Origin of the sequence: Pseudoduganella lurida (assembly GCF_007830455.1) — a bacterium.
GTDB lineage: Bacteria > Pseudomonadota > Gammaproteobacteria > Burkholderiales > Burkholderiaceae_D > Rugamonas > Rugamonas lurida.
This window is the reverse complement of sequence record NZ_VLLB01000004.1, coordinates 197,740-220,527: the sequence shown is the minus strand read 5'-3', so window position 1 is coordinate 220,527 and position 22,788 is coordinate 197,740. Positions and strand designations below refer to the sequence as shown.

Here is a 22,788-nt window from a genome sequence, read left to right as displayed (position 1 = left end):
CTGCGGTGAAGTGAAGTCGGAGAAGGGCGGACGCGAGTTCGCCCTTTTTTTTTTCGTTGAATCCCTGTAATGTCCGGGCATGAATAAAGAGCGGAACCCGCAACGATGAAAATCATTTCCACCATTGTCGGCATCGTGCTGTTCGTGCTGTTCTTCGGCTTCGCCCTGAAAAATTCGCAGGAAGTCGACCTGCACCTGTTCCTGAGCTACGAGCTGCGCGCGCCGCTGGTGCTGATGCTGCTGGTGTTCTTCGTGGCCGGCGCCGTCCTCGGCGTGCTGGCGCTGACACCGACCGTGGTGCGCTACCGGCGCGAGACGAACAAGCAGAAGACCGCCATCCAGACGCTGCAGGCCACCGCGCTGCAGGTCAACCGCGCACCCGACAGCGTGAATGCACAACAATAAGCGCAGCGCCGCTCGCCGCTCGCCGCGCGCATCACGCGCCAACAAGACAAACAAAACAATAGAACATGGACTTTGAACTCTGGTGGTTGCTGGGCATCCCGGCCTTCTTCGGCCTTGGATGGATTGCCGCGCGGGTCGATATCCGCCAGCTGGTCTCCGAATCGCGCACGCTGCCGCGCGGCTATTTCAAGGGCCTGAACCACCTGCTGAACGACCAGCCGGACAAGGCGATCGATTCCTTCATCGAGATCGTCAAGCAGGATCCCGAAACCACCGAGCTGCATTTCGCGCTCGGCAACCTGTTCCGCCGCCGCGGCGAGACGGAACGCGCCATCCGCATCCACCAGAACCTGCTGTCGCGGCCCGACCTGCCGGCGGACGAACGCGCCCACGCCGAATACGAGCTGGGACAGGATTACCTGAAGGCGGGCCTGCTGGACCGCGCCGAGGAAACCTATAAACGCCTGCTGGACACGTCGTATGCCGTGCAGGGCCGCCGCGCCCTGCTGGAGATCTTCCAGCGGGAGAAGGAATGGCAGCGCGCCATCGAGGCCGCGCTGGCATTGCAGGAAGCCGGCTCCGGTTCGCGGCAAAAGGAGATCGCGCAGTTCTACTGCGAACTGGCGCAGGACGCGCTGGTGCACATGCATCCGGACGACGCCATGCCGCTGCTGGAACGGGCGCTGCAGGCCGACCGCACCAGCGTGCGCGCCACGATGCTGGTCGGCGACGTGCTGCTGGCGCAGGGCGACACGGAAGGCGCGCTCAATTCCTGGCGCCGCGTGGAGCAGCAAAGCGTGCCGCACGTGGCGCTCGTGGCCCAGCGCATCATGGACGGCTACCGGAAAGTGGGCCGCCCGGAAGAGGGCCTGTCGCTGCTGAAATCCTACCTGCAGCAGGCCTCCTCGATCGACCTGCTGGAAGTGGTGTTCAAGGCCGTGCTGGAGCTGGAAGGCGTGGAGGCCGCGCGCCAGCTGGTGGGCGACGAACTGCGCCGCACGCCCACGCTGCTGGGCCTCGACAAATTCCTGGAAGCCCGCATGCTGGACGCGTCGCCCGCGGTGCTGTCCGAGCTGTCGCTGGTGAAGAACCTGGTTCACGGCTACACGCAGAAGCTGGCGCGCTACCAGTGCAGCCACTGCGGCTTCAAGGCGCGCCAGTTCTACTGGCACTGCCCCGGCTGCAGCCGCTGGGAAACCTACCCGCCACGCCGTACCGAAGAACTGAACGTGATGAATTAACCCGTCACCGCCACTGCCCAGTCTGTGTCCACCTTGGGGTCAGACCCCGACATGGACACGAGCTCTGCCGGGTGTGACATTCGGGCGACCAACCGGCACCGCGCCAGGACGCAGCGAAGCCGCCCTATGAAAGACAAATCTTGAGTAACTCGCCCATGACCTATTCTTCCCCCGCCCTCGACAAAGTCCGCATCCTCGTCGTTGGCGACGTCATGCTGGACCGCTACTGGTTCGGCGAAGTCGCCCGCATCTCGCCGGAAGCGCCGGTCCCCATCGTGCGCGTCGAAAAGCGCGAGGCCCGGCTGGGCGGCGCCGCCAACGTGGCCCGCAACACCGCGGCACTCGGCGCGCATGCCGGCCTGCTGGGCGTCGTCGGCGCCGATGAAGCAGGCGACGAAGTGGAACAGCTGCTGCAGGGCGGCGGCATCCACAGCTACCTGAAACGCGACGATGCGATCTCCACCATCATCAAGCTGCGCGTGATCGGCCGCCAGCAGCAGATGCTGCGCATCGACTTCGAGGAGCCGCCCAGCGACATCGTCCTGCGCGACAAGCTGATGCAGTTCCGCGCGCTGCTGCCCGACTACGACGTGATCGTGCTGTCCGACTATGCCAAGGGCAGCCTGGTGAACGTGGCGGACATGATCATGGCGGCCCGCGCGGCCGGCAAGATCGTGATGGTCGACCCGAAAGGCGAGGACTTCACGCGCTACACCAGCGCCACCGTGCTCACGCCGAACAAGGGCGAGCTGAAACGCATCGTCGGCAGCTGGAACAGCGAGGAACAGCTCACGGAGAAGGCCCAGAACCTGCGCGAATCGCTGCTGCTCGAGGCGCTGCTGCTGACCCGCTCGGAAGAGGGCATGACGCTGTACACGAAGGACGACCGCTTCCACATTCCCGCCGATGCACGCGAGGTGTTCGACGTCTCCGGCGCGGGCGACACGGTCATCGCCACGATGGCCGCGATGCTGGGCGCGGGCGCCAGCTGGCACGACGCCGTGCACACGGCCAACCGCGCCGGCGGCATCGTCGTCGGCAAGCTGGGCACGGCCACGGTGACGCGCGAGGAGCTGTTCGGCGGTTGAGCAAAGGCGGGCTCGGCAAAAGTTCCCCCCATCGCCGAGCCCGCTGACTCCCCGCAACGCCCACCACACTCTGTCAACCTCGGCGGTGACTGTCCGTTAAGCTGTGGCAGGCGCATTCGCGTCGCATCAGCCAACCGACCTGGAGAAGACCATGCTGAAAAAACTACTGCTTGCCGTTGCCGGCACCCTTGCCACAATGACGTTCGCGTTCGCGCAGGTCGACGTGAACAAGGCCGACCAGGCCGCGCTCGATTCCGTGAAGGGCATCGGGCCGGCGAAATCGAAGGCCATCCTGGAAGAGCGCGGCAAGGGCGAGTTCAAGGACTGGAGCGATTTCGAGAAACGCGTGAAGGGCATCGGCGGGAAGAACGCGGTGAAGCTTTCCGAAGCGGGCCTGCAGGTGAACGGCAAGGCCCGCGATGGCGCGGCCGCAAAGACTCCCGAAACGAAGCCTGCCGGCGCGAAGAGTGCGGACATGAAGAGTGCAGAGACGAAGAGTGCCGAAGCGAAGAAGGATGTCGTGAAGAAGTAATCGCTGATGTGGCCGTCGAACCCGGGTGCTGCCCGGGTTTTTTTCGTCCGTACCATGCGACGGACGGCGGCGAAACGGGCGGTCAAGGTAATCGACTCGACAATGGTTGTTGTAATTCTGTAACGAAGTGGATTAATAGAAAGAATTTGTTTCTTTGCATGTATAATCCTTTCTTCTGATTATCTCCCAACCAACGAGAAGGATCGCCATGACCAAGTCGTACGGTGCGCTGTCGGCGTCGCTACTGCTGTCGCTCGCGTCCTTCTGCCATGCCGCCGGGACCGGATCCGGGACCGTCGCGCAGGTGACCGCCCTGACGCAGGAAGAGGGGGCAGCGCTTCTGTATGCCCCCGACGATGACGGTATCGATGCTGCCTTCGGTGCCACCGTCAGCCTCGATATGCCGGCGCAACAGGCCGGGCTGCCAAGGCCCGTCCAGCCATCCTACGCTCCCGTCGATTCCCCGCTGTCTCCCGTGCCGGAACCGGACATCTGGGCGCTGCTCTGCGTCGGTGCCTCGGTGCTGGCGCTGCGCGGCGGCCGGGATCAGCAGCGCAGCCAGAAGCTCGGCTGAACCGCGCGGACGGCTAGACCGCCAGCGGCAGGCTGGCCAGGAAGGCGTGGATCTGCGACACCACCTGCGCCCCTTCGCCCACGCCGGCCGCCACCCGTTTCGTCGAACCGGCCCGCACGTCGCCGATGGCAAACACGCCCGGCACGCTCGTTTCCAGTGCCGCCCGCACCGGCTGGTCCTTCGGATACACGCCCGCCTCGAAGTTGGCGCGGCATTGCGCCTGCGTCACGTCGTGACCGGTGCGGATGAAGCCCTGCGGATCGACCTCCACGCCGCAGTCGCCCAGCCAGTCCGTGTTCGGGTCCGCGCCGATGAACAGGAACACGCGGCAGACATTGCAGTCCTCTTCATCGCCGGTGCGGTTGTTGCGCAGGCGGACCCCCTTCAGCCCCTCGTCATCGCCATCGAGCCGCATGATCTCCGTGTGCGTGTGCAGCTCGATGTTCGGCGTGGCACGGATGCGCTCGATCAGGTAGGACGACATGGTGGACTTCAGCCCGTCGCCGCGGATCACCATGTGCACCTTCGTGGCATGCCCGGCCAGGAACACGGCGGCCTGGCCCGCCGAATTGCCGCCGCCGACGAGGATCACTTCCTCGCTGCGGCACAGGCTGGCCTCGATGCGTGAAGCCCAGTAGTAGATGCCGCGGCCTTCGAACTGGGCGATGTTGTCCAGCGCGGGCCGGCGGTAGCGCGCGCCGCAGGACAGCACCACGGTGCGGCCCTGCACGCGCTTGCCGTCCGCCAGCTGCACCTGCAGCGGGTAGGTGTCGCAGATCAGCCGGGCCGCCGGCGCGGGAATGGCGACCTCCACGCCGAACTTCTGCGCCTGCACGTAGGCACGGCCGGCCAGCGCGCCGCCCGAGATCCCGGTGGGGAAACCCAGGTAGTTCTCGATGCGCGCGCTGGCCGCGGCCTGGCCGCCATAGGCGCGCTGGTCCAGCGCCAGCACCGACAAGCCTTCCGAGCCCGCGTATACGGAGGTCGCCAGGCCGGCCGGACCGGCACCGACGACGATCACGTCCCACACCTTGGCTTCTTCCAGCTCGGGCAGCAGGCCCAGGCAGCGGCCCAGCTCCGCGTTGCTGGGATTCTTCTTCACGCTGCCATCGGGGCAGACGGCCAGCGGCCAGTCTTCCGGCCCCGGCTGGTAGTACTCGCACAGCGTGCGCGCCTGCTCGTCGACCTGCGGATCGAGCACCACGTGCGGATAGCCATTGCTGGTCAGGAAGCTGCGCAGCTGGTGCAGGCGCTGGTGGCCGTCCGGCGCCACCAGCACCGGGCCGCCGGAATTGGCCTCGATCAGGCCCACGCGGCGCAGGATCAGCGCGCGCACGATGCGCTCGCCCAGGTCCGCCTCGGCGATCACCAGCGCACGCAGGTTGGCCGGCGAGATCACGAGCGCTTCCACTTCGCCCACCGCATCGCCATTGACGAGGGTAGGGCGGCCGGACAGCTGCGACACCTCGGCAGTGAATTCGCCGCGGCCATGTTCGGTGATGGGATACGAGTTGCCGAGACCGTCGTAGCGGCTGATGGCGATGCGGCCGGCCAGCGTGACGATCATGCCGAACGTGGTGTGACCGGCCTCCAGCACGCGCACGCCGTTGCCGAACCTGCGCACCGTGCCGAAGCGGCGCAGGCGGTTGATTTCTGCCTCGGAGAGTACCGGGAACATCTGGTAGCGGCGCGATTCCAGGTTGGCCGGTAGCGTTTCGTCCTTGCTGCCTTCGGGCAGGAACGGTGGGGGAGTCGGGTGCATGTCTGCCATGGCCGTGCGCGCAGTCGAAAGATGTTATGAACGCCACCAGTGTAGCCCAAGGCCCTGCCGCATTGGGACGTTCCTTCCCGGCCTGTTTCCTCTGGCAGATGGGGCGCTCCCCTGTTGCCGTTGTGGCGTACGCCACACGTCCGAAAATAAAGTGTTTGCATGCCAAAATGTAAACGGTTACATTCCTGCTATCCGAAGCGCCCGCAGGCGGGCGCAGCTAAAAAAATGTAACCGGTTACATCGGTGCGATCAGGAGACGGCGGTGGGCAAATGGGCGTAACCATCAAGGACGTGGCGCAGGCGGCCAATGTGTCGGTCGCTTCCGTGTCGCGCGTGCTGAACGGCCACGGCACGGTCACCGACAGGACCCGTGCCCACGTCCTCGCCATCATGAAGCAGCTGCGCTACACCCCGCACATCGGTGCGCGCAGCCTGTCCACCAGCCTCACCAGCACGGTGGGCGTGCTGCTGCCGGACCTGTACGGCGAATTCTTCTCCGAGATGATCCGCGGGATCGACGGTGCCGCGCGCCGCCGCGGCCTGCACATCCTCGTGGCCGGCCTGCACGGCGGTGCCGACGAGGCGGCCGCGGTGCTGGGCTCGATGCGGGGCCGCGTCGATGGCCTGCTGGTGATGTCGCCCCATGTCGATGCCGACCTGCTGGCCGACAGCCTGCCGGAACGGCTGCCGGTGGTGCTGCTCAACAGCGGTGCCGGCGGCGCGGCCTATTCGTCCATTTCGATCGACAACTACAGCGCCGCCCGCGCGATGGTGCAGCATCTGGCCGGCTGCGGCCACCGCCGCATCGCCTTCCTCACCGGACCGGCGCAGAACTTCGAGGCGCAGGAACGCCTGCGCGGCTACCGCGCGGCGCTGGCCGAGTGCCTGCCCGGCGTGCGCGAGAGCGTGTTCCAGGGCGACTTCTCCGAGCAGTCCGGCACGGCGGTGGGCAAGGCGCTGGCGAGGAAGAAGCAGCGCCCGGATGCGCTGTTCGCCGCCAACGACATGATGGCGATCGGCGCGCAGATCGCGCTGCAGGGCGCCGGCCTGCGCATCCCGGAGGACATCGCCGTGGCCGGCTTCGACGATATTCCCGTGGCCCGCTACGTCAGCCCTGCGCTGACGACCGTGCGGGTACCGATCGCGGCGCTCGGCGCCCAGGCGCTGCAGCGGCTGACGGAGCTGGTGGCCGCGCAGGCCGGCAAGGGAAGCGACGCAATGACAGATTCCGACAACAGGGTTGCCGCGCACACGCTGGACGCAGAGCTGGTGGTGCGCGCATCGAGCGGCAGCATACGGTAGTACTCGAACAGCAGTACTCAAAAAAGGAGACCGGCAATGAACAGCACCAAGCAAGGCAGTCCAGTAACGCGAACAACGGCGGGACCGATACTGCGCCTGACAGTGATGGCGGCGGCACTGGCCTCGGCACTGCTGGCGGGCAGTCCCGCGTTCGCGCAGCTGTCCACGGCCACGCTGCGTGGCCAGGTGACGGCGGCGGGCGCGGCCAGCACGGCGGGCACCCCCGTCTCGGCCGTCAACCAGGCCAACGGCTACGCCTACCGCACCACCACGCGGGCCGATGGCAGCTATGTCCTGACGGGCCTCGCGCCAGGCTCGTACCAGATCCGCGTCGGCGAGCAGGCCACCGACACGGTGACCCTGTCCGTCGGCCAGACCAGCACGGTGGACCTCGACACGGTCGCGGCCACGGGCGCGACACCGCAGCAGATCGTCATCACGGGCTCCGTCGCGCGGCGCGACGTGAAGACGTCGGAGGTGGGCACCTCCGTCTCGCGCGAGCAGATCGAGCGGCTGCCGCAGACCACCCGCAACTTCCTGTCGTTCGCCGACCTGGCGCCGGGCGTGCGCTTCGACGTCGACCAGTCCGGCAACGTGACCTTGCGCAGCGGCGCGCAGAACCAGGACAACGTCAACGTCTTCATCGACGGCGTCAGCCAGAAGAACAATATCCTGCGCGGCGGCGTGTCCGGCCTCGATTCCAGCCGCGGCAATCCGTTCCCGCAGTCCGCCATCGCCGAGTACAAGGTCATCTCGCAGAACTACAAGGCCGAATTCGACCAGGTGTCGAGCGCCGCGATCACGGCCGTCACCAAGTCCGGCACCAACGAGCTGCATGGCGACGTGTTCTGGGACCACACGGGCACCAGCATCACGGCGATGGACCCGTTCCAGAAGAAGGCCGAGGCCCAGGGCATCGGCCGGCCGTCGTCGAAGCAGGACCAATTCGGCATGACGGTCGGCGGCCCGCTGAAGAAGGACGTGGCGCACTTCTTCCTCGCCTACGAAGGCAAGAAGATCGACGACCCGCGCCAGGTGCTGGCACAGAATGCCAACCTGCTGCCCAATGCGGGCATCGTGCCCTCGCTGCTGGCGCAGCAGGGCGCCACCACGTCCAAGTTCGACGAAGACCTGTTCCTCGGCAAGCTCGACTTCCGCATCTCGGACGCGCATGCGCTGGAAGCGACGCTGCGCGTGCGGCGCGAAACGGACCTGGTCCCGGAAGACAAGCTGCTGTCCCTGCCCGGCAACGAGGTGGCGCGCGACAACGACGAGGACCGCTTCGACGTCAAGCACACGTGGACGACCGATAACTTCGTCAACGAGGCCCGCGTGGGCTACGAGAAGTACACGTGGAACCCGCATTCGACGGCGAGCGACCCGTACATCAAGTACCTCGTCTCGCCGACCAACACGCCGAACAATGTCGTGAGCGTGCTGATCGCCGGCGGGTCGCCGAACGCCCAGTTCCGCGAGCAGAAAGGGCTGCTGTTCCAGGATGACCTGACCTACACGGGCTTCGATCGCCACACGCTCAAGGGCGGCTTCAAGGTGAAGCGCATGGAGTACGACCTGTCCGGCACGGCGCGGGCGGTGGACATGCTCGAACAGCTGATCGACAACGTCACCGGCATCCCGCGCACCACGCGGACCGAACGGGCCATCGCGCCGATCGGCGTCGATTTCAAGAACAAGCAGTACGGCCTCTACCTGCAGGACGACTGGCAGGCGACCGACCGGCTGGAGCTGAACCTGGGCCTGCGCTACGACTACGAAGACAATATGCTCAACGACGGCTACGCCACGCCGGCGGAGCGGCTGGCGATCTTCGGCCGGCAGGATCCGCGCGCCGGCGCACCGGCCGGGCAGACCTATGCGCAGTCGCTGGCCAAGGGCGGCATCACCATCGGCGACTATGTCAGCACGGGCGACAGCCGCAAGGCGTTCAAGAATGCCTGGCAGCCGCGCCTGGGCTTCTCGTACGACCTGAAGGGCGACCGCAGCTCTGTCGTGTTCGGCGGCTGGGGCCGCGCCTACGACCGCGCCGTGGCCAACTACGCGCTGGACGAGCTGCAGAAGAATGCCCAGGTCAACGGCGAGATCTGGATGATCCGCAACGACCACAAGGCGCCGTACACCGACCAGTTCAGCTTCGGCTTGCGCCAGGCGCTGGGCATGTGGAACGGCGAGGCGGGCTACACGAACTCGCGCAGCCGCAACCAGTTCAACTGGTTCGGCGGCAACCGCGACCCGCAGGGCGGCTGGGGCACGCAGAGCCCGATCGATCCGCTGTGGGGTTCCGTCGATCCGTTCAGCACGCTGGTGCTGGGCGACTTCATCAGCCAGGCCAAGACCCAGACCGTGTACTTCAAGGTGGACAAGCCGTACACGCGGGCCTCGCGCTGGACGCTGTCGGCCACCTACACCTACAGCGACGCGCAGACCACCAACAAGGAATTCAAGAACGATATCTTCAACTGGACCTATGGCCGCTTCCCGGGCCAGTGGTTCCCGTCGGCGGAAGTGGAGAAGCACCGCCTCGTCGTCGCGGCCACGTCCGGCGACCTGCTGCCATGGGGCGTGCTGATGTCGGCCAAGGCCACCTATGGTTCCGGCCTGCCGTACCGCGTGACCGACTGCCACACGGGGTTCTCGAACTGCTATGCGATCAAGGGCGATGGCGACAACTTCAAGCAGGTCGACGTGGGCCTGGCCAAGGACATCAAGCTGGGCTTCGGCGCGCTGACCTTGCGGGCTGACGTGATCAACCTGTTCAACAGCATCAACTACGGCGGCTACGACGGCTGGATCGGCGGGCCGGGTTCGGCCAACAGCTACGGCGGCGACAACCCGAACGTGGGCCTGGCCAATTCGATGGGCGGGCCGATGCGCACGCTGAAGGTCTCTGCGAGGTACGCGTTCTAGACACGCCCTTCAGGAAAGCCCTTAGACACGCCATAGACAAGCCCCATAGGCGCGCCTTTTAGGCACGTCCTTTAGGGCAGGCCATTTAAGCAGGCCGTTTAAGCAGGCCATTTTAAGCAGGCCATTTTAAGCAGGCCCTTTAAGCAGGCCGCCGCATTGCGCAGTCCGGCAGTGCGGCGGCGGCCGGCAGCCTTCCACTTTCACAGAGCCGACATCCATGCGCCGTCCACTCTCCGCCCTCACGCTTGCCATCGCAAGCCTGCTGTCCACGGCCGCCCGCGCCGACAACCCGCTGCCGCCGCTGTTCGACGACCTGCAGCAGCGCACGTTCCAGTGGTTCTGGGACACCGCGAATCCCGCCAACGGCCTGGTGCCGGACCGGCATCCCACGCCGTCGTTCTCCAGCGTGGCGGCCGTCGGCTTCGGACTGACGGCCTACCCGATCGGCGTGGAGAAGGGCTACATCAGCCGCGCCCAGGCCCGCGCGCGCACGCTGGCCACGCTGCGCTTCTTCCGCAATGCGCCGCAGGGCGATGCCATGACGGGCGTGGCCGGCTACAAGGGCTTCTTCTATCACTTCCTCGACATGAAGACGGGCCAGCGCTACGGGAACGTGGAACTGTCGACGATCGACACGGCGCTGTTCATCGCCGGCGCGCTGTTCGCCCAGTCGTATTTCGACCGCGAGGAGCCGGACGAGATCGAGATCCGCCGCCTGGCTGCGGAACTGTACGCCCGCGTCGACTGGAAGTGGGCCACCAACCGGCAGTCCGCCGTGGCGCTGGGCTGGCGGCCGGACGCCGGCTTCATCAAGTACGACTGGACCGGCTACAGCGAAGCGATGCTGCTGTACGTGCTGGCGCTGGGCTCGCCCCAACTGGAGCACGCGCTGGGCCCGGAAGCCTGGCGGGCCTGGACCAGCACCTACGAGCGCAGCTGGTCGGCGCCGTTCGACCGGCCGCACCTGGCGTTCCCGTCGCTGTTCGTGCACCAGTACAGCCATGTGTGGATCGATTTCCGCGGCATCCGCGATGCCTACCTGCGCAAGCTGGGCCAACGCGAGGGCAGCTACGACTATTTCGAGAACAGCCGCCGCGCCACCTATGCCCAGCGCGACTACGCAATGCAGAACCCGCTGAAGTGCCAGGGCTACGGCGCCGATGTGTGGGGCCTAACCGCCAGCGATGGTCCGGTGGACCAGGTGCTCGACTACGGCGGCAGGAAACTGCAGTTCCGCTCCTACGCCGCGCGCGGCATGAGCGTCGATCACTATGACGACTGCACCATTGCGCCGACAGCCGCGGCGGGTTCGCTGCCGTTCGCGCCGGAGATCGCGATTCCCGCCGTGGTGCGGATGAAGGAACGCTACGGCGACTTCATCTACGGGCGCTATGGCTTCCTCGACGCTTTCAATCCCAGCTTCCAGTACCGGACCGGTCCCGCCCTGAAACTCCAGCACGGCAAGGTCGTGCCGGGCCGGGGCTGGGTGGCGGGCGACTACCTCGGCATCGACCAGGGCCCGATCCTGGCGATGGCGGAGAACTACCGCAACGACTTCGTCTGGCGCGTGATGCGCACCAATCCGGCCATCCGCACTGGCCTGGTCCGTGCCGGCTTCACCGGCGGATGGCTGGACAAGTGAGCATGCAGCGCCGCACCGCCTTGCGCTACCTGTCCGCTGGCGCGCTCGCCGCGGGCCTGGGTGCGTGCAGCCGCACGCCGGATGATGGCCGTGTCGTGCTGCGCTTCTGGGCGATGGGCCGCGAAGGCGAAGTGGTGCAGCAGCTGATCCCGGCGTTCGAACGCCTGCACCCCGGCGTGCGCGTCGATGTGCAGCAGCTGCCGTGGACCGCCGCGCACGAAAAGCTGCTGACGGCATTTGCCGGCGAGTCGATGCCGGACCTGTTCCAGCTCGGGAATACCTGGGTCGCCGAGCTGCAGGCCCTGAAGGCCATCGCGCCGCTGGACGACTATGTCGCCGCCTCGGCCACGCTCGATCCGGCGGATTATTTCGCCGGGATATGGAACACCAATGTCATCGATGGCGGCCTGTATGGCGTGCCGTGGTATGTCGATACGCGCGTGATGTTCTACAACCGCGACCTGCTGCGGCGGGCCGGCTACCAGGCCATGCCGGCCACCTGGGAAGGCTGGATGGACGCGATGCGCGCCGTGAAGAAGCTGGTGGGACCGGACAAGTACGTGATCCTGCTGCCGCACGAGGAGTTCGCGCCGCTGCTGGTGCTGGCGCTGCAGCAGCCCGACGAACTGCTGCGCGACGGCGGCCGGTACGGCAACTTCCGCAGCGCCGGTTTCAGGAAGGCGCTGCAGCTGTACGCCGACATGTATGCGGAAAAACTCGCGCCGATGGAGCGCGTGTCGAACGTGTACCACGAGTACGGCCTCGAATACGTGTCGTTCTACATGTCCGGCCCGTGGAATCTCGGCGAATTCAGGCGGCGCATCCCCGCGGCGCTGCAGCACACCTGGGCCACGGCGCTGGTGCCGGGTCCGCAGGGGCCCGCCGCGTCGCTGGCCGGCGGGTCCAGCCTGGCCGTGGCCAGCAGCTCGCCACACCGGAAGGAGGCCTGGCAGCTGGTCGAGTTCCTGTCGCAGGTCGATACGGCCGCGCGCTTCAACCGGCTGACGGGCAACCTGCCGCCGCGCCGCGCCAACTGGACCGATGGGGCGCTGGCGGGCGATCCCCAGGCGCGACCGTTCCGCGAGCAGCTGGAACATGTCCGGCCCGAACCGAAGGTGCCGGAGTGGGAGAGCATCCTGGCCGAGCTGCGCGTGATGGGCGAGCGGGTGGCGCATGGCGAGATCGCCGTTGCGGCCGCAGCAGTGGAACTCGATGCCAGGACCGACCGCATCCTGGAGAAGCGCCGGTGGATGCTGGCACGCGGGGGGCGCGCATGAGGGCCTTGCAATCGACTTCCCTGCCGGCCTCGCGCCGCGCCGCGTGGTGCTTCGTCGCGCCGGCACTGATCGCGATCGCCGTGTTCTTCTTCCTGCCGGTGGGCGCCGCGCTGGTCATGAGTCTGACCGACTTCGACATCTACGCATTGGCGGATTTGCGCAACCTGCGCTTCGTCGGCCTGCGCAACTACATCGAGCTGCTGCAGACGCCGCTGTTCTGGCGCGCCCTGGCCAACACCTTCTATTTCGTGATCGTGGGCGTGCCCCTGTCGATGGCTGCCTCGCTGGGCGCCGCGCTGCTGCTCGATGCCCGGGTGACGTGGCTGAAAGGCCTGTTCCGCACGGTGTATTTCGCGCCCGTGGTCACGTCGCTCGTGGCCGTCGCCGTGATCTGGCGCTACCTGCTGCACACGCGCTACGGCATGGTCAACTACGTGCTCTCGTGGTTCGGCATCGGCCCGGTGGACTGGCTTGGCGACCCGGCCTGGGGCATGCCGGCCATCATCCTGTTCGCCGTGTGGAAGAACTTCGGCTACAACATGATCATCCTGCTGGCGGGGCTGCAGAGCATTCCGCGCGACCTGTACGAGGCCGCCGAGATCGACGGCGCGGGCGGCTGGGCGCAGTTCCGTTACGTGACCTGGCCGATGCTGGGGCCCACGCTGCTGATGGTCAGCATCCTGTCGATGTCCGGCTACTTCCAGCTGTTCGCCGAGCCGTACGTGATGACGCAGGGCGGCCCCGTGCAGAGCACCGTCAGCGTCCTGTACTTCATGTACGAGCAGGGCTTCAAATGGTGGAACCTGGGCGTGGCCTCGGCCGTGGCCTTCGTGCTGTTCGCGATCATGTTCGCCGTCACGCTGCTGCAGCTGCGCATCGCCAGGGGGGCGGAAGCATGAAGAAGATCGTGCTGAACCTGCTGATGCTGGTGGCCGGCGTGGTTGCGCTGTTTCCGCTGGTGTGGATGGTGTCCGTCTCGCTGATGCAGCCCGGCGAGGCCAGCGCGTTCCCGCCGCCGCTGCTGCCGGCGCAAGCCACGCTGGCCAACTATCGCGAGCTGTTCGCCAGCGCCGGCATCGGCCGCTACGTCGTCAACAGCCTGCTGCTGTCGTCGGCCGCCACGGTGCTGTCGCTGCTGTTCAACGTCACGGCCGGCTATGCGTTCGCCAAGCTGCGCTTCGCCGGCCGCGACCGGATCTTCCGCACGCTGCTGGGCGCGCTGGTGATTCCCGGGCAGGTGGCGATGCTGCCGCTGTTCCTGCTATTGAAGGAGCTGCACCTGGTGAATACCTACGGCGCCGTGCTGGTGCCGGCGATCGCTTCCATATTCGGCATCTTCCTCGTACGGCAGTATGCACTGACGATTCCGGATGCCTTGCTGGAAGCGGCGCGCATGGACGGCGCGGGCGAGTGGCGCATCTTCCGCTCGATCGTGCTGCCGCTCCTGAGCCCCATCCTCGTCACGCTGGCCATCTTCACCTTCCTCGGCACGTGGAACGACTTCATGTGGCCGCTGATCGTGTTGACCGACAAGGAGCTGTACACCCTGCCGGTGGCGCTGGCCTCGCTGTCGCGCGAACACGTGCAGGACAGCGAACTGATGATGGCCGGCTCCGTACTCACCATCGTGCCCGTGCTGCTGCTGTTTCTGGGCCTGCAGCGCTACTACGTGCAGGGCCTGCTGGTGGGGAGTGTCAAGGGATGAAGGGCTTCCTTGCCTGGCTGCTTGCAGCGTGCGCCGCGCTGCCCGCGCTGGCGGGTGCCCAGGTGCTGGACGCCTTCGAGACGCTGGCGCCATGGCATGCCGAGGCCTCCGATGGCGTGACGGCGCAAGCAGGCCTGGTACCCGGTCACGCAGGCCGGGCGCTGCGGCTCGACTTCGACTTCGGCGGCCGGGGCGGCTATGCGTTCGTGCGCCGCACGCTGCCGCTCGACCTGCCGGACAACTACGAGATCTCCTTCATGGTGCGGGCCGATGCGCCGGCCAACCACTTCGAGTTCAAGCTGACAGATGCGGCCGGCGACAACGTCTGGTGGTACCGGCTGCCCGATCACGCCTTCCCGGACGGCTGGACGAAGGTGCGCTTCAAGATGCGGCAGGTGGCGTTCGCGTGGGGACCGACGAAGGACCGCACGCTGCGCCATGCCGACCGGGTCGAGTTCGTCGTCAGTGCCGGCAGCGGCGGCAGGGGATCGATCCTTCTGGACGAGCTGCGGATGACGGCGCTGCCGCCCGTGCCGGCAAGCTGGCCGGCGCCGACTGTGAATGGCCGGCCGGGTACGGCGTGGCAGTCGGTGCCGGGCAGGGGACCGCAGGAGGCCACCGTGGACCTGGGGGCGGTGCGCGAGTTCGGTGGCCTGGTGCTGCGCTGGCAGCCTGGCCGGCATGCCAGCCGCTACGAGGTGGCGTTGTCCGTCGATGGGCATACCTGGCAGACGGTTCGCACGGTCCGCGACGGCAACGGCGGCAGCGATCCGCTGCTGCTGACGGAATCGGAAGCGCGCTACGTGCGCATCCGCCTGCCGGATAGTCCGCCGGCCGGCTACGCGCTGGCCGGCCTGGAAGTCAAGGAGCTGGCCTTCGGTGCCACGCCGAACGCCTTCATCGATGCGCTGTCGGCCGAGGCGCCACGCGGCCGCTATCCGCGCGGGTTCACGAAGGAGCAGCCGTACTGGACCCTGGTTGGCGTGGATGGCGGCGCGGACCACAGCGCGCTGCTGTCGGAAGACGGCGCGATCGAAACGGTGCGCGGCGGCTTTTCGCTGGAGCCTTTCGTGCGTGCGGATGGCAAGCTGGCCGGCTGGGCCGACGTGCGCATCACGCAATCGCTGCAGGACGGTTACCTGCCCGTGCCCTCGGTACGGTGGGAGGCGCCCGGCTGGACGCTGACGACGACCGCGGCGGCCAGCGGCACGCGCGAGCGCTCGCAGCTGCTGGCCCGCTACGAGCTGCATAACCTGAAGGATGTGCCGCAGTTGCTCGCGCTGGTGCTGGCCGCGCGGCCCTTCCAGGTCAACGCGCCGCGCCAGTTCCTCAACACGCCGGGCGGCTTCAGCCCGATCCGCGCGCTGGCGTGGGATGGCGCTAGCCTGTCCGTCAATGGCGCGCACCAGGTCATCCCGTTGACCGCGCCGGATGGGGTGCGGCTTGCCACGTTCGATGGCGGGCTGCTGCCGCACGAAGGCGGCAGTGCGGTGGCGGCCGTGCGGGACGACACGGGCTTCGCCTCGGCGGCGCTGCGCTGGACGGTGCAGCTGCCGCCGCACGGCAGGGCCGTGATCGGCGTGGCGGCACCGCTGACGGGCGACTTCGCCGTGCCGGCGGAAGGCATCGCCTGGCTGGACCGCACGCAGGCGCAGGTGGCCCAGGAATGGCGCGCGCGGCTCAACCAGGTCGAACTGGCGGTACCGCCGGCCGGCCGCGCCATGGCCGATACGCTGCGTTCGTCGCTCGCACATCTGCTGATGACGCGCGATGGCGCGGCGCTGCAGCCCGGCACGCGGTCCTACCTGCGCTCGTGGATCCGCGACGGCGCGATGATGTCCGAGGCGCTGCTGCGCATGGGCCAGCCGGAGACGGCCGCCGACTATCTGCGCTGGTATGCGCCCTACCAGTTCGGCAACGGCAAGGTGCCGTGCTGCGTGGACGGACGCGGTGCCGATCCGGTGCCCGAGAACGACAGCCATGGCCAACTGATCTTCCTGGCCGCGGAACTGTACCGCTACACGGGCGACCAGGCGGCGCTGGCCGCCGTGTGGCCGAACGTGCGGGCGGCAGCGCGCTACATGGAAACGCTGCGCCAGTCGGAACGCACCGCTGCGCAGGCAGGCACGGCGCTGTACGGCCTGATGCCGGCATCGATCAGCCACGAGGGCTATTCGGAAAAGCCGATGCACTCGTACTGGGACGATTTCTGGGCGCTGCGCGGCTACAAGGATGCCGTGCAGATCGCGCAGGCGCTGGGGCAGCAGGGCGAGGCACGCGCACTGGCACGCCAGCGCGACGCGTTCCGCGGCGACCTGTATGCATCGATTGCCAGGGCCACGCGGCAGCACGGCATCGGCTACCTGCCCGGTGCGGCGGAGCTGGGCGACTTCGATCCCACCTCCACGACGATCGCATTGACGCCCGGCGGCGAGCAGCAGCACCTGCCGCGCAAGCTGCTGCACGGGACCTACGAAAAATACTGGGACTTCTTCACGGCGCGGCGCGACGGCAAGGCCGCGTGGCAGGACTACACGCCCTACGAACTGCGCAATGTCAGCGCCTTCGTGCGGCTGGGCTGGCGCAGCCGGGCGGAGGAACTGCTGGCCTGGTTCTACGCGGACCAGCGTCCCCGCGCGTGGAACCAGTGGGCCGAAGTGGTGGGCCGCGACGCGCGCGAGCCGCGCTTCCTGGGCGACATGCCGCATGGCTGGATCTCGTCCGACTTCCTGCGCGCCGCGCTCGACTCCTTTGCCTACGAGCGCGAGCCGGACCATGCGCTGCTGCTGGCCGAAGGCATTCCGCTCGCCTGGCTCGACGGTGACGGCATCGCGATCCGGCGGCTGCGCACGCCGTACGGGCCGCTCGGCTACCGCTTGCGGCAAGCCGATGGCCGGCTGACCTTGCAGGTCGATGCGGGCCTGAAGATCCCGCCGGGCGGCATCGTGCTGCGCTGGCCGTACCCGCATCCTCCCGGCGCCGCGCTGCTGAACGGCCGGCCGGTCCTTCTCAACGACGGGCAGGTGACGCTCCGCGCGCTGCCTGCCACGCTGACCATTCAATCGACTCCGAGGTGAACACCATGAGCAAACCCATCCACTTTCCGCCGGACTTCCTGTGGGGCAGTGCCACCTCCGCCTACCAGATCGAAGGTGCGCCGCTGGCCGACGGCGCGGGCCACAGCATCTGGACCCGCTTTGCCGCCACGCCCGGCAAGATCGCCAACGGCGACACGGGCGACATCGCCTGCGACCACTACCACCGCTGGCGCGAGGACGTGGCGCTGATGCGCAGCCTGGGACTGAAGGCCTACCGCTTCTCCGTGTCGTGGAGCCGCATCCTCCCGCAGGGCACGGGTGCCGTCAACGAGGCGGGCATCGCGTTCTACGAGAAGCTGATCGACGAGCTGCTGGCCAACGGCATCGAGCCGATGCTGACCCTGTACCACTGGGACCTGCCGGCCGCACTCGACGACCGCGGCGGCTGGCTCAACCCCGCGATCGCCGACTGGTTCGCCGACTACGCACGCGTGCTGTTCGAACGCTTCGACGGGCGCGTGTGCTTCTGGACGACGCTCAACGAGCCCTGGGTGGTCACGGACGGCGGCTACCTGCACGGCCCGCTGGCGCCGGGTCACCGCAACCTGTACGAAGCGCCGATCGCGAGCCACAACCTGCTGCGCGCGCATGGCGCCGCCGTGAAGGTATACCGTGAAATCGGCAAGCACCGGATCGGCCTGGTCGTCAACATCGAGCCGAAATACCCCGCATCGGACGAGCCGCAGGACATCGCCGCCACGCGGCGTGCCGATGCCTACATGAACCGGCAGTATCTCGATCCCGTGTTCCATGGCCATTACCCGGCCGAGCTGAAGGAAATCTTCGGCGCTGCCTGGCCCGACTGGCCCCGGGAGGACTTCGACCTGATCGGCCAGAAGCTCGACTACATCGGCATCAACTACTACACCCGCAGCGTGTGCCGGCATGAAGAAACCAACTGGCCGCTGAAGGTCGCGGCCGTGCGGCAGACGCAGTCGACCCATATGGAGACGGGCTGGGAAGTGTTCCCGCAGGGGCTGACGGACACGCTGGTCGAGTTCCGCCGGCGCTACGGCGACCTGCCCGTGTACGTGATGGAGAACGGTTCCACGTTCTACGATCCGCCCAATGCCGAGGACGGGCAGATGCACGATCCGCTGCGCGTCGACTGCCTGAAGAAGAACCTGCACGCCCTCCACGCCGCCATCGAGCAGGGCGTCGACCTGCGTGGCTACATGGTATGGTCGCTGCTCGACAATCTCGAATGGTCGCTCGGCTTCGCGAAGCGCTTCGGCATCGTGCACGTGAATTTCGAGACGCAGCAGCGCACACCGAAGGACAGTGCGCTGCTGTATGCGCAGGTCGTCGCCAGCAACGGCGCCTGCCTGAACGACCCCGCGTAAGGAGAGAGCATGGCATCGACCAGTCAGACCCCCGAACCAGTTCCGCCAATGCCGCCAGTGCCGCCGAAGGCCGCGCAGTCGAACACTGCGCAGTCGAAGGCCGCGCAGCTGAAAGCCGACGCCCGGCTGCTGTCGAACGGCCGCCTGACCACGCTGATCACCGAATCCGGCACCGGCTTCACCCGGGCTGGCGACGTGGCGCTGACCCGCTGGCATGGCGACCGCGTGGAAGACGCCGAAGGCTGGTTCTTCTACCTGCGCGATGCGGAGACGCACGAGCTGTGGTCGGTGGGTGCCCAGCCTTGCCCCGGCTTGCACGATCCGGACGTGCAGCGTGCCGGCGGCGCCGGCAGTGCCAGCCTGTGGATAGAGGTGTCCGCGCACGGCATCCTCGCGCACATGGAAGTGTTCGTGCATCCCGACCAGGACGTGGAACTGCGCAGCGTCGTCGTCTCCAACCTGTCCGGCCGCGCGCGGCTGATCGAGCTGACGAGCTACCTGGAAGTGGTGCTGAACCGCCAGGCGGACGAGGCCTCGCACCCGGCGTTTTCCAAGCTGTTCGTGCAGACGCAATACGATGCGGCCACCGGCGCGCTGCTGGCGCACCGGCGTCCGCGCGGGGCGGACGAGGCGGGGCAGTGGATGGTCAACGCGGCCACCGGCGGCACGGAGCCGCAGTTCGACACGGACCGTACCCGCTTCGTGGGCCGCGGCCGCGACCTGTCGCAGCCGCTGGGGATCGAAGGGGCGCTGACGGGCACCGCCGGCAACGTGCTGGACCCGGCACTCGCGCTGCGCCGCTCGCTGGCGCTGGGCGCCGGCGAGCAGGTGCGCCTCGTGTTCATGCTGGGCGCGGCGGACACGCGCGACGCGGCGCTGGCACTGGCCGCCGCGCTGCCGGACCTGAACCTGCCGGCCATCCTGGCCGATGCCCAGCAGCGCGAAACGGTGCTGCAGCAGAGCGTCGGCCTGCCGCCCGCGCAGGCCGATTACCATCACCAGCTGGCCGCGGCCGTGCTGTACGGCCAGCCGGCCGTGCGCGCGGAGGCGGCAAGCCATCCCGCCGACCCGTCGGCAGATCCCGCCACGTATGGCATCCCGCCAGGCCAGCTTGCCATCGTCCACACGGCCGGGCCGGACGACCTGATGCTGGGGGCGCTGCTGTCGGCGCAGCGCTACTGGGGGGCCAAGGGACTCGACCTGGCACTGCTGGTGGTTGATGCGCATGGCAACCTGGTGGACCCGGGACCGGACGTGGTCGTGCGCCAGACCACGGATTTCGCGCCAGGCCATCTCGAACAATTCGAGCGCACGGCGCAGCTGGTCGTGCGCGGCAAGCTGCCGGGACTGGGCCGGCCCGATGGCAGCCTGGCACCGTTGCCGCCGCGGCAGGGCATGGGCGGTGGCGGGGCGCCCGTGCCGGCGCGGGAAGCGCTGGCATTCTTCAACGGTGTCGGCGGCTTCAACCCGGCGGGCGACGAATACGTGATCCGGCTGGACTTCGACCGCGTTACGCAGCAGCTGCGCCGCCCGCCGCTGGCCTGGACGAACGCGATCTCGAACGAAGCGTTCGGCTGCCTGGTGAGCGACAGCGGCGCCGGCTACACGTGGAGCCGCAACAGCCGCGTCCACCGGTTGACCCCATGGTACAACGACCCGATCGCCGACCCGCATGGCGAGGCGCTGTACCTGCGCGACGAGGACACCGGCGAGTACTGGTCGCCCGTGCCCGGCCCGGTGCCGGCCGCGGCGCACTACGAGGCCGCCCACGGCTTCGGCTACACGCGCTTTACCCACGCCAGCCATGGCCTCGCGCAGGAAACGATCGTCTTCGTGCCGCGCCACGATCCGGTGAAGATCGTGCGCGTGAAAGTCAGCAACGACAGCGGGCGGCACCGCAAGCTGTCGCTGTTCTCGTACCAGCGGCTGGTACTGGGCGGCACGCCGGAGGACAGCAGCCGCCACGTCGTCACGGCATACGACGACGCGGCAGCCACGCTGCTGGCCACCAATGCGCAGGCCGGCGACTTCGCCGATGGCGTCACGTTTGCCGCCGCGCTGGCCGGCGGCGCGCAGGCCACGCACTACAGCGCGGACCGGGCCGGCTTCATCGGCCGCCATGGCAGCCCGGCACGTCCCGCCGCGCTGGCGCAGCCGGCACTCGACCATGCCAGCGGCGCAGGGCTCGACCCGTGCGCCGCCTTCCAGGCCACGTATGACCTAGCCCCGGGCGCCACGCTGGAATGCGTGTTCCTGCTCGGTGAGACGACCGCACGCGAGTCGGCGCTGGCGCTGGTGCAGCGCTATCGCGAAGGGGGCGCCGTGCAGGCGGCGCTCGAAGGCATCGTCGATTTTTGGCGCGCGACGGTGGGCGCCGTTCGGGTGACGACGCCGGTGCCGGCCGTGGACCTGATGCTCAACGGCTGGCTGACGTACCAGAACCTGTCGTGCCGGATCTGGGGCCGCTCGGCGTTCTACCAGTCCGGTGGCGCCTTCGGTTTCCGCGACCAGCTGCAGGATGCGTCGGCCATGATCTACGCGCGGCCGGACCTGACGCGCCAGCAGATCCGCATCCATGCGGCGCACCAGTTCGTGGAAGGCGACGTGCTGCACTGGTGGCACGTGGCGCCGATGGAGCAGGGCCTGCGCACGCGCTTCTCGGACGACCTGTGCTGGCTGCCCTACATCACGGCGTTCTACGTCCACACCACGGGCGACTGGACCGTGCTCGATGAGGTGGAACCGTTCCTGACGGCGCCGCTGCTGGAAGACGGCGAGGACGAGGTGTACCTGAAGCCGGCGCTGTCGGGCCAGAGCGCCGACGTGTACGAACACTGCTGCCGCGCGCTGGACCGGTCGCTGACGCAGGGCGCGCACGGCCTGCCGCTGATGGGCACGGGCGACTGGAACGACGGCATGAACCGCGTCGGCCGCGAAGGGAAGGGCGAGAGCGTGTGGATGGGCTTCTTCCTGACGCGCATCCTGCGCGACTTCCTGCCCCTCTGCGAACGCCGCGGCGACACGGCGCGCATCGCGGCCTACACGGCTTACCTGGAGCACCTGGCGGTGGCGCTGAACGATGGCGGCTGGGATGGCGCGTGGTACCGCCGCGCCTACTACGACAACGGTGCACCGCTCGGTTCGAAGGAGAGCGACGAATGCCGCATCGATGCGCTGGCCCAGGCCTGGGCGGTGATCTCGGCCGCGGCGCCGCCGGAGCGCGCGCGGCAGGCGCTCGATGCGATGGAGGCGCAGCTGGTGGCCGAGGACGACGGCATCATCCGGCTGCTGACGCCACCGTTCGTCGACACGCCGCACGATCCCGGCTACATCAAGGGCTACGTGGCGGGCGTGCGCGAGAACGGCGGCCAGTACACGCATGCGGCCTGCTGGGCGGTGCGCGCGCTGGCCGAAGACGGCCGGCGGGACCGCGCGGCGCGGCTGCTGGAGATGCTGTCGCCCGTCAGCCATGCGCTGGACCCGGCCGCGGTGGCCGTGTACCAGGTCGAGCCTTACGTGATCGCGGCCGATATCTACGGCACAGCACCGCATGTGGGGCGCGGCGGCTGGACCTGGTACACGGGATCGTCCGGCTGGATGTTCCGCGTCGGCCTCGAGTCCGTGCTGGGCTTCACGATCGAGGACGGCACGACGCTGGTGATCGCGCCGCGCGTGCCGGACGACTGGCCGGAATTCCGCATCCACTACAACGCGCCCGGTGGCGGTTCGTACGACATCGTCGTGCGCAATCCGGCCGGCAGTGCGGCGCGGGTTGTCGCCGTCACGATGGATGGCGCGCCGCTGCAGCCGGTGGATTGCCGGGCACGCATTCCGCTGACAGGCGACGGTGGCGCGCATGTCATTGACATTGTGCTGGGAGACTGA

General features: G+C 67.9%; 15 protein-coding genes. 14 read left to right on the top strand and 1 reads right to left on the bottom strand.

The window, feature by feature from the left end:
* Positions 1 to 105: 105 nt before the first annotated feature.
* The 5 genes from IP91_RS13390 (at position 106) to IP91_RS13370 (ending at position 3,840) form a co-directional block, all read left to right on the top strand.
* Positions 106 to 405 (top strand): LapA family protein, encoded by a 300-nt coding sequence (locus IP91_RS13390; protein WP_145649532.1) that lies wholly within the window; start codon positions 106 to 108, stop codon positions 403 to 405.
* Positions 406 to 470: 65 nt separating this feature from the next.
* Entirely contained in the window at positions 471 to 1,646 is a 1,176-nt protein-coding gene (gene lapB, locus IP91_RS13385) for a lipopolysaccharide assembly protein LapB (RefSeq protein ID WP_145649530.1), read from the top strand.
* A gap of 155 nt (positions 1,647 to 1,801) precedes the next feature.
* Complete coding sequence (gene rfaE1, locus IP91_RS13380; RefSeq protein ID WP_145649529.1) at positions 1,802 to 2,734, top strand: D-glycero-beta-D-manno-heptose-7-phosphate kinase; 933 nt, start codon at positions 1,802 to 1,804, stop codon at positions 2,732 to 2,734.
* A gap of 151 nt (positions 2,735 to 2,885) precedes the next feature.
* Positions 2,886 to 3,266, top strand: a complete 381-nt coding sequence (locus tag IP91_RS13375; RefSeq protein WP_145649527.1) for a ComEA family DNA-binding protein — start codon at positions 2,886 to 2,888, stop codon at positions 3,264 to 3,266.
* Between the two features lie 208 nt (positions 3,267 to 3,474).
* Entirely contained in the window at positions 3,475 to 3,840 is a 366-nt protein-coding gene (locus IP91_RS13370; RefSeq protein ID WP_145649525.1) for a hypothetical protein, read from the top strand.
* Between the two features lie 13 nt (positions 3,841 to 3,853).
* Here IP91_RS13370 and IP91_RS13365 read toward each other — a convergent pair whose 3' ends face one another.
* Positions 3,854 to 5,602: an FAD-dependent oxidoreductase gene (locus IP91_RS13365; protein WP_229474453.1), complete on the bottom strand. Its 1,749-nt coding sequence runs from the start codon at positions 5,600 to 5,602 to the stop codon at positions 3,854 to 3,856.
* Positions 5,603 to 5,881: 279 nt separating this feature from the next.
* Here IP91_RS13365 and IP91_RS13360 point away from each other — a divergent pair, with 279 nt between their 5' ends.
* The 9 genes from IP91_RS13360 to IP91_RS13320 all read left to right on the top strand — a co-directional run bounded on the left by IP91_RS13360 (position 5,882) and on the right by IP91_RS13320 (position 22,788).
* Complete coding sequence (locus IP91_RS13360; RefSeq protein ID WP_145649523.1) at positions 5,882 to 6,913, top strand: LacI family DNA-binding transcriptional regulator; 1,032 nt, start codon at positions 5,882 to 5,884, stop codon at positions 6,911 to 6,913.
* A 36-nt stretch (positions 6,914 to 6,949) separates the two neighbouring features.
* Positions 6,950 to 9,838, top strand: a complete 2,889-nt coding sequence (locus IP91_RS13355) for a TonB-dependent receptor (RefSeq protein WP_145649521.1) — start codon at positions 6,950 to 6,952, stop codon at positions 9,836 to 9,838.
* Positions 9,839 to 10,055: 217 nt separating this feature from the next.
* Positions 10,056 to 11,480, top strand: a complete 1,425-nt coding sequence (locus IP91_RS13350) for a glucoamylase family protein (protein ID WP_199754593.1) — start codon at positions 10,056 to 10,058, stop codon at positions 11,478 to 11,480.
* A 2-nt stretch (positions 11,481 to 11,482) separates the two neighbouring features.
* Positions 11,483 to 12,757: a sugar ABC transporter substrate-binding protein gene (locus IP91_RS13345; protein ID WP_145649520.1), complete on the top strand. Its 1,275-nt coding sequence runs from the start codon at positions 11,483 to 11,485 to the stop codon at positions 12,755 to 12,757.
* A gap of 5 nt (positions 12,758 to 12,762) precedes the next feature.
* On the top strand, positions 12,763 to 13,656 hold the full coding sequence (locus IP91_RS13340; protein ID WP_229474371.1) for a carbohydrate ABC transporter permease: 894 nt from the start codon (positions 12,763 to 12,765) through the stop codon (positions 13,654 to 13,656).
* On the top strand, positions 13,653 to 14,462 hold the full coding sequence (locus tag IP91_RS13335; protein ID WP_145649516.1) for a carbohydrate ABC transporter permease: 810 nt from the start codon (positions 13,653 to 13,655) through the stop codon (positions 14,460 to 14,462). The genes IP91_RS13340 and IP91_RS13335 overlap by 4 nt, the downstream gene beginning before the upstream one ends.
* Positions 14,459 to 17,539 (top strand): discoidin domain-containing protein, encoded by a 3,081-nt coding sequence (locus IP91_RS13330; RefSeq protein WP_145649514.1) that lies wholly within the window; start codon positions 14,459 to 14,461, stop codon positions 17,537 to 17,539. The genes IP91_RS13335 and IP91_RS13330 overlap by 4 nt, the downstream gene beginning before the upstream one ends.
* A gap of 5 nt (positions 17,540 to 17,544) precedes the next feature.
* Positions 17,545 to 18,903 (top strand): GH1 family beta-glucosidase, encoded by a 1,359-nt coding sequence (locus IP91_RS13325; RefSeq protein ID WP_145649512.1) that lies wholly within the window; start codon positions 17,545 to 17,547, stop codon positions 18,901 to 18,903.
* Positions 18,904 to 18,912: 9 nt separating this feature from the next.
* On the top strand, positions 18,913 to 22,788 hold the full coding sequence (locus IP91_RS13320) for a GH36-type glycosyl hydrolase domain-containing protein (protein ID WP_199754592.1): 3,876 nt from the start codon (positions 18,913 to 18,915) through the stop codon (positions 22,786 to 22,788).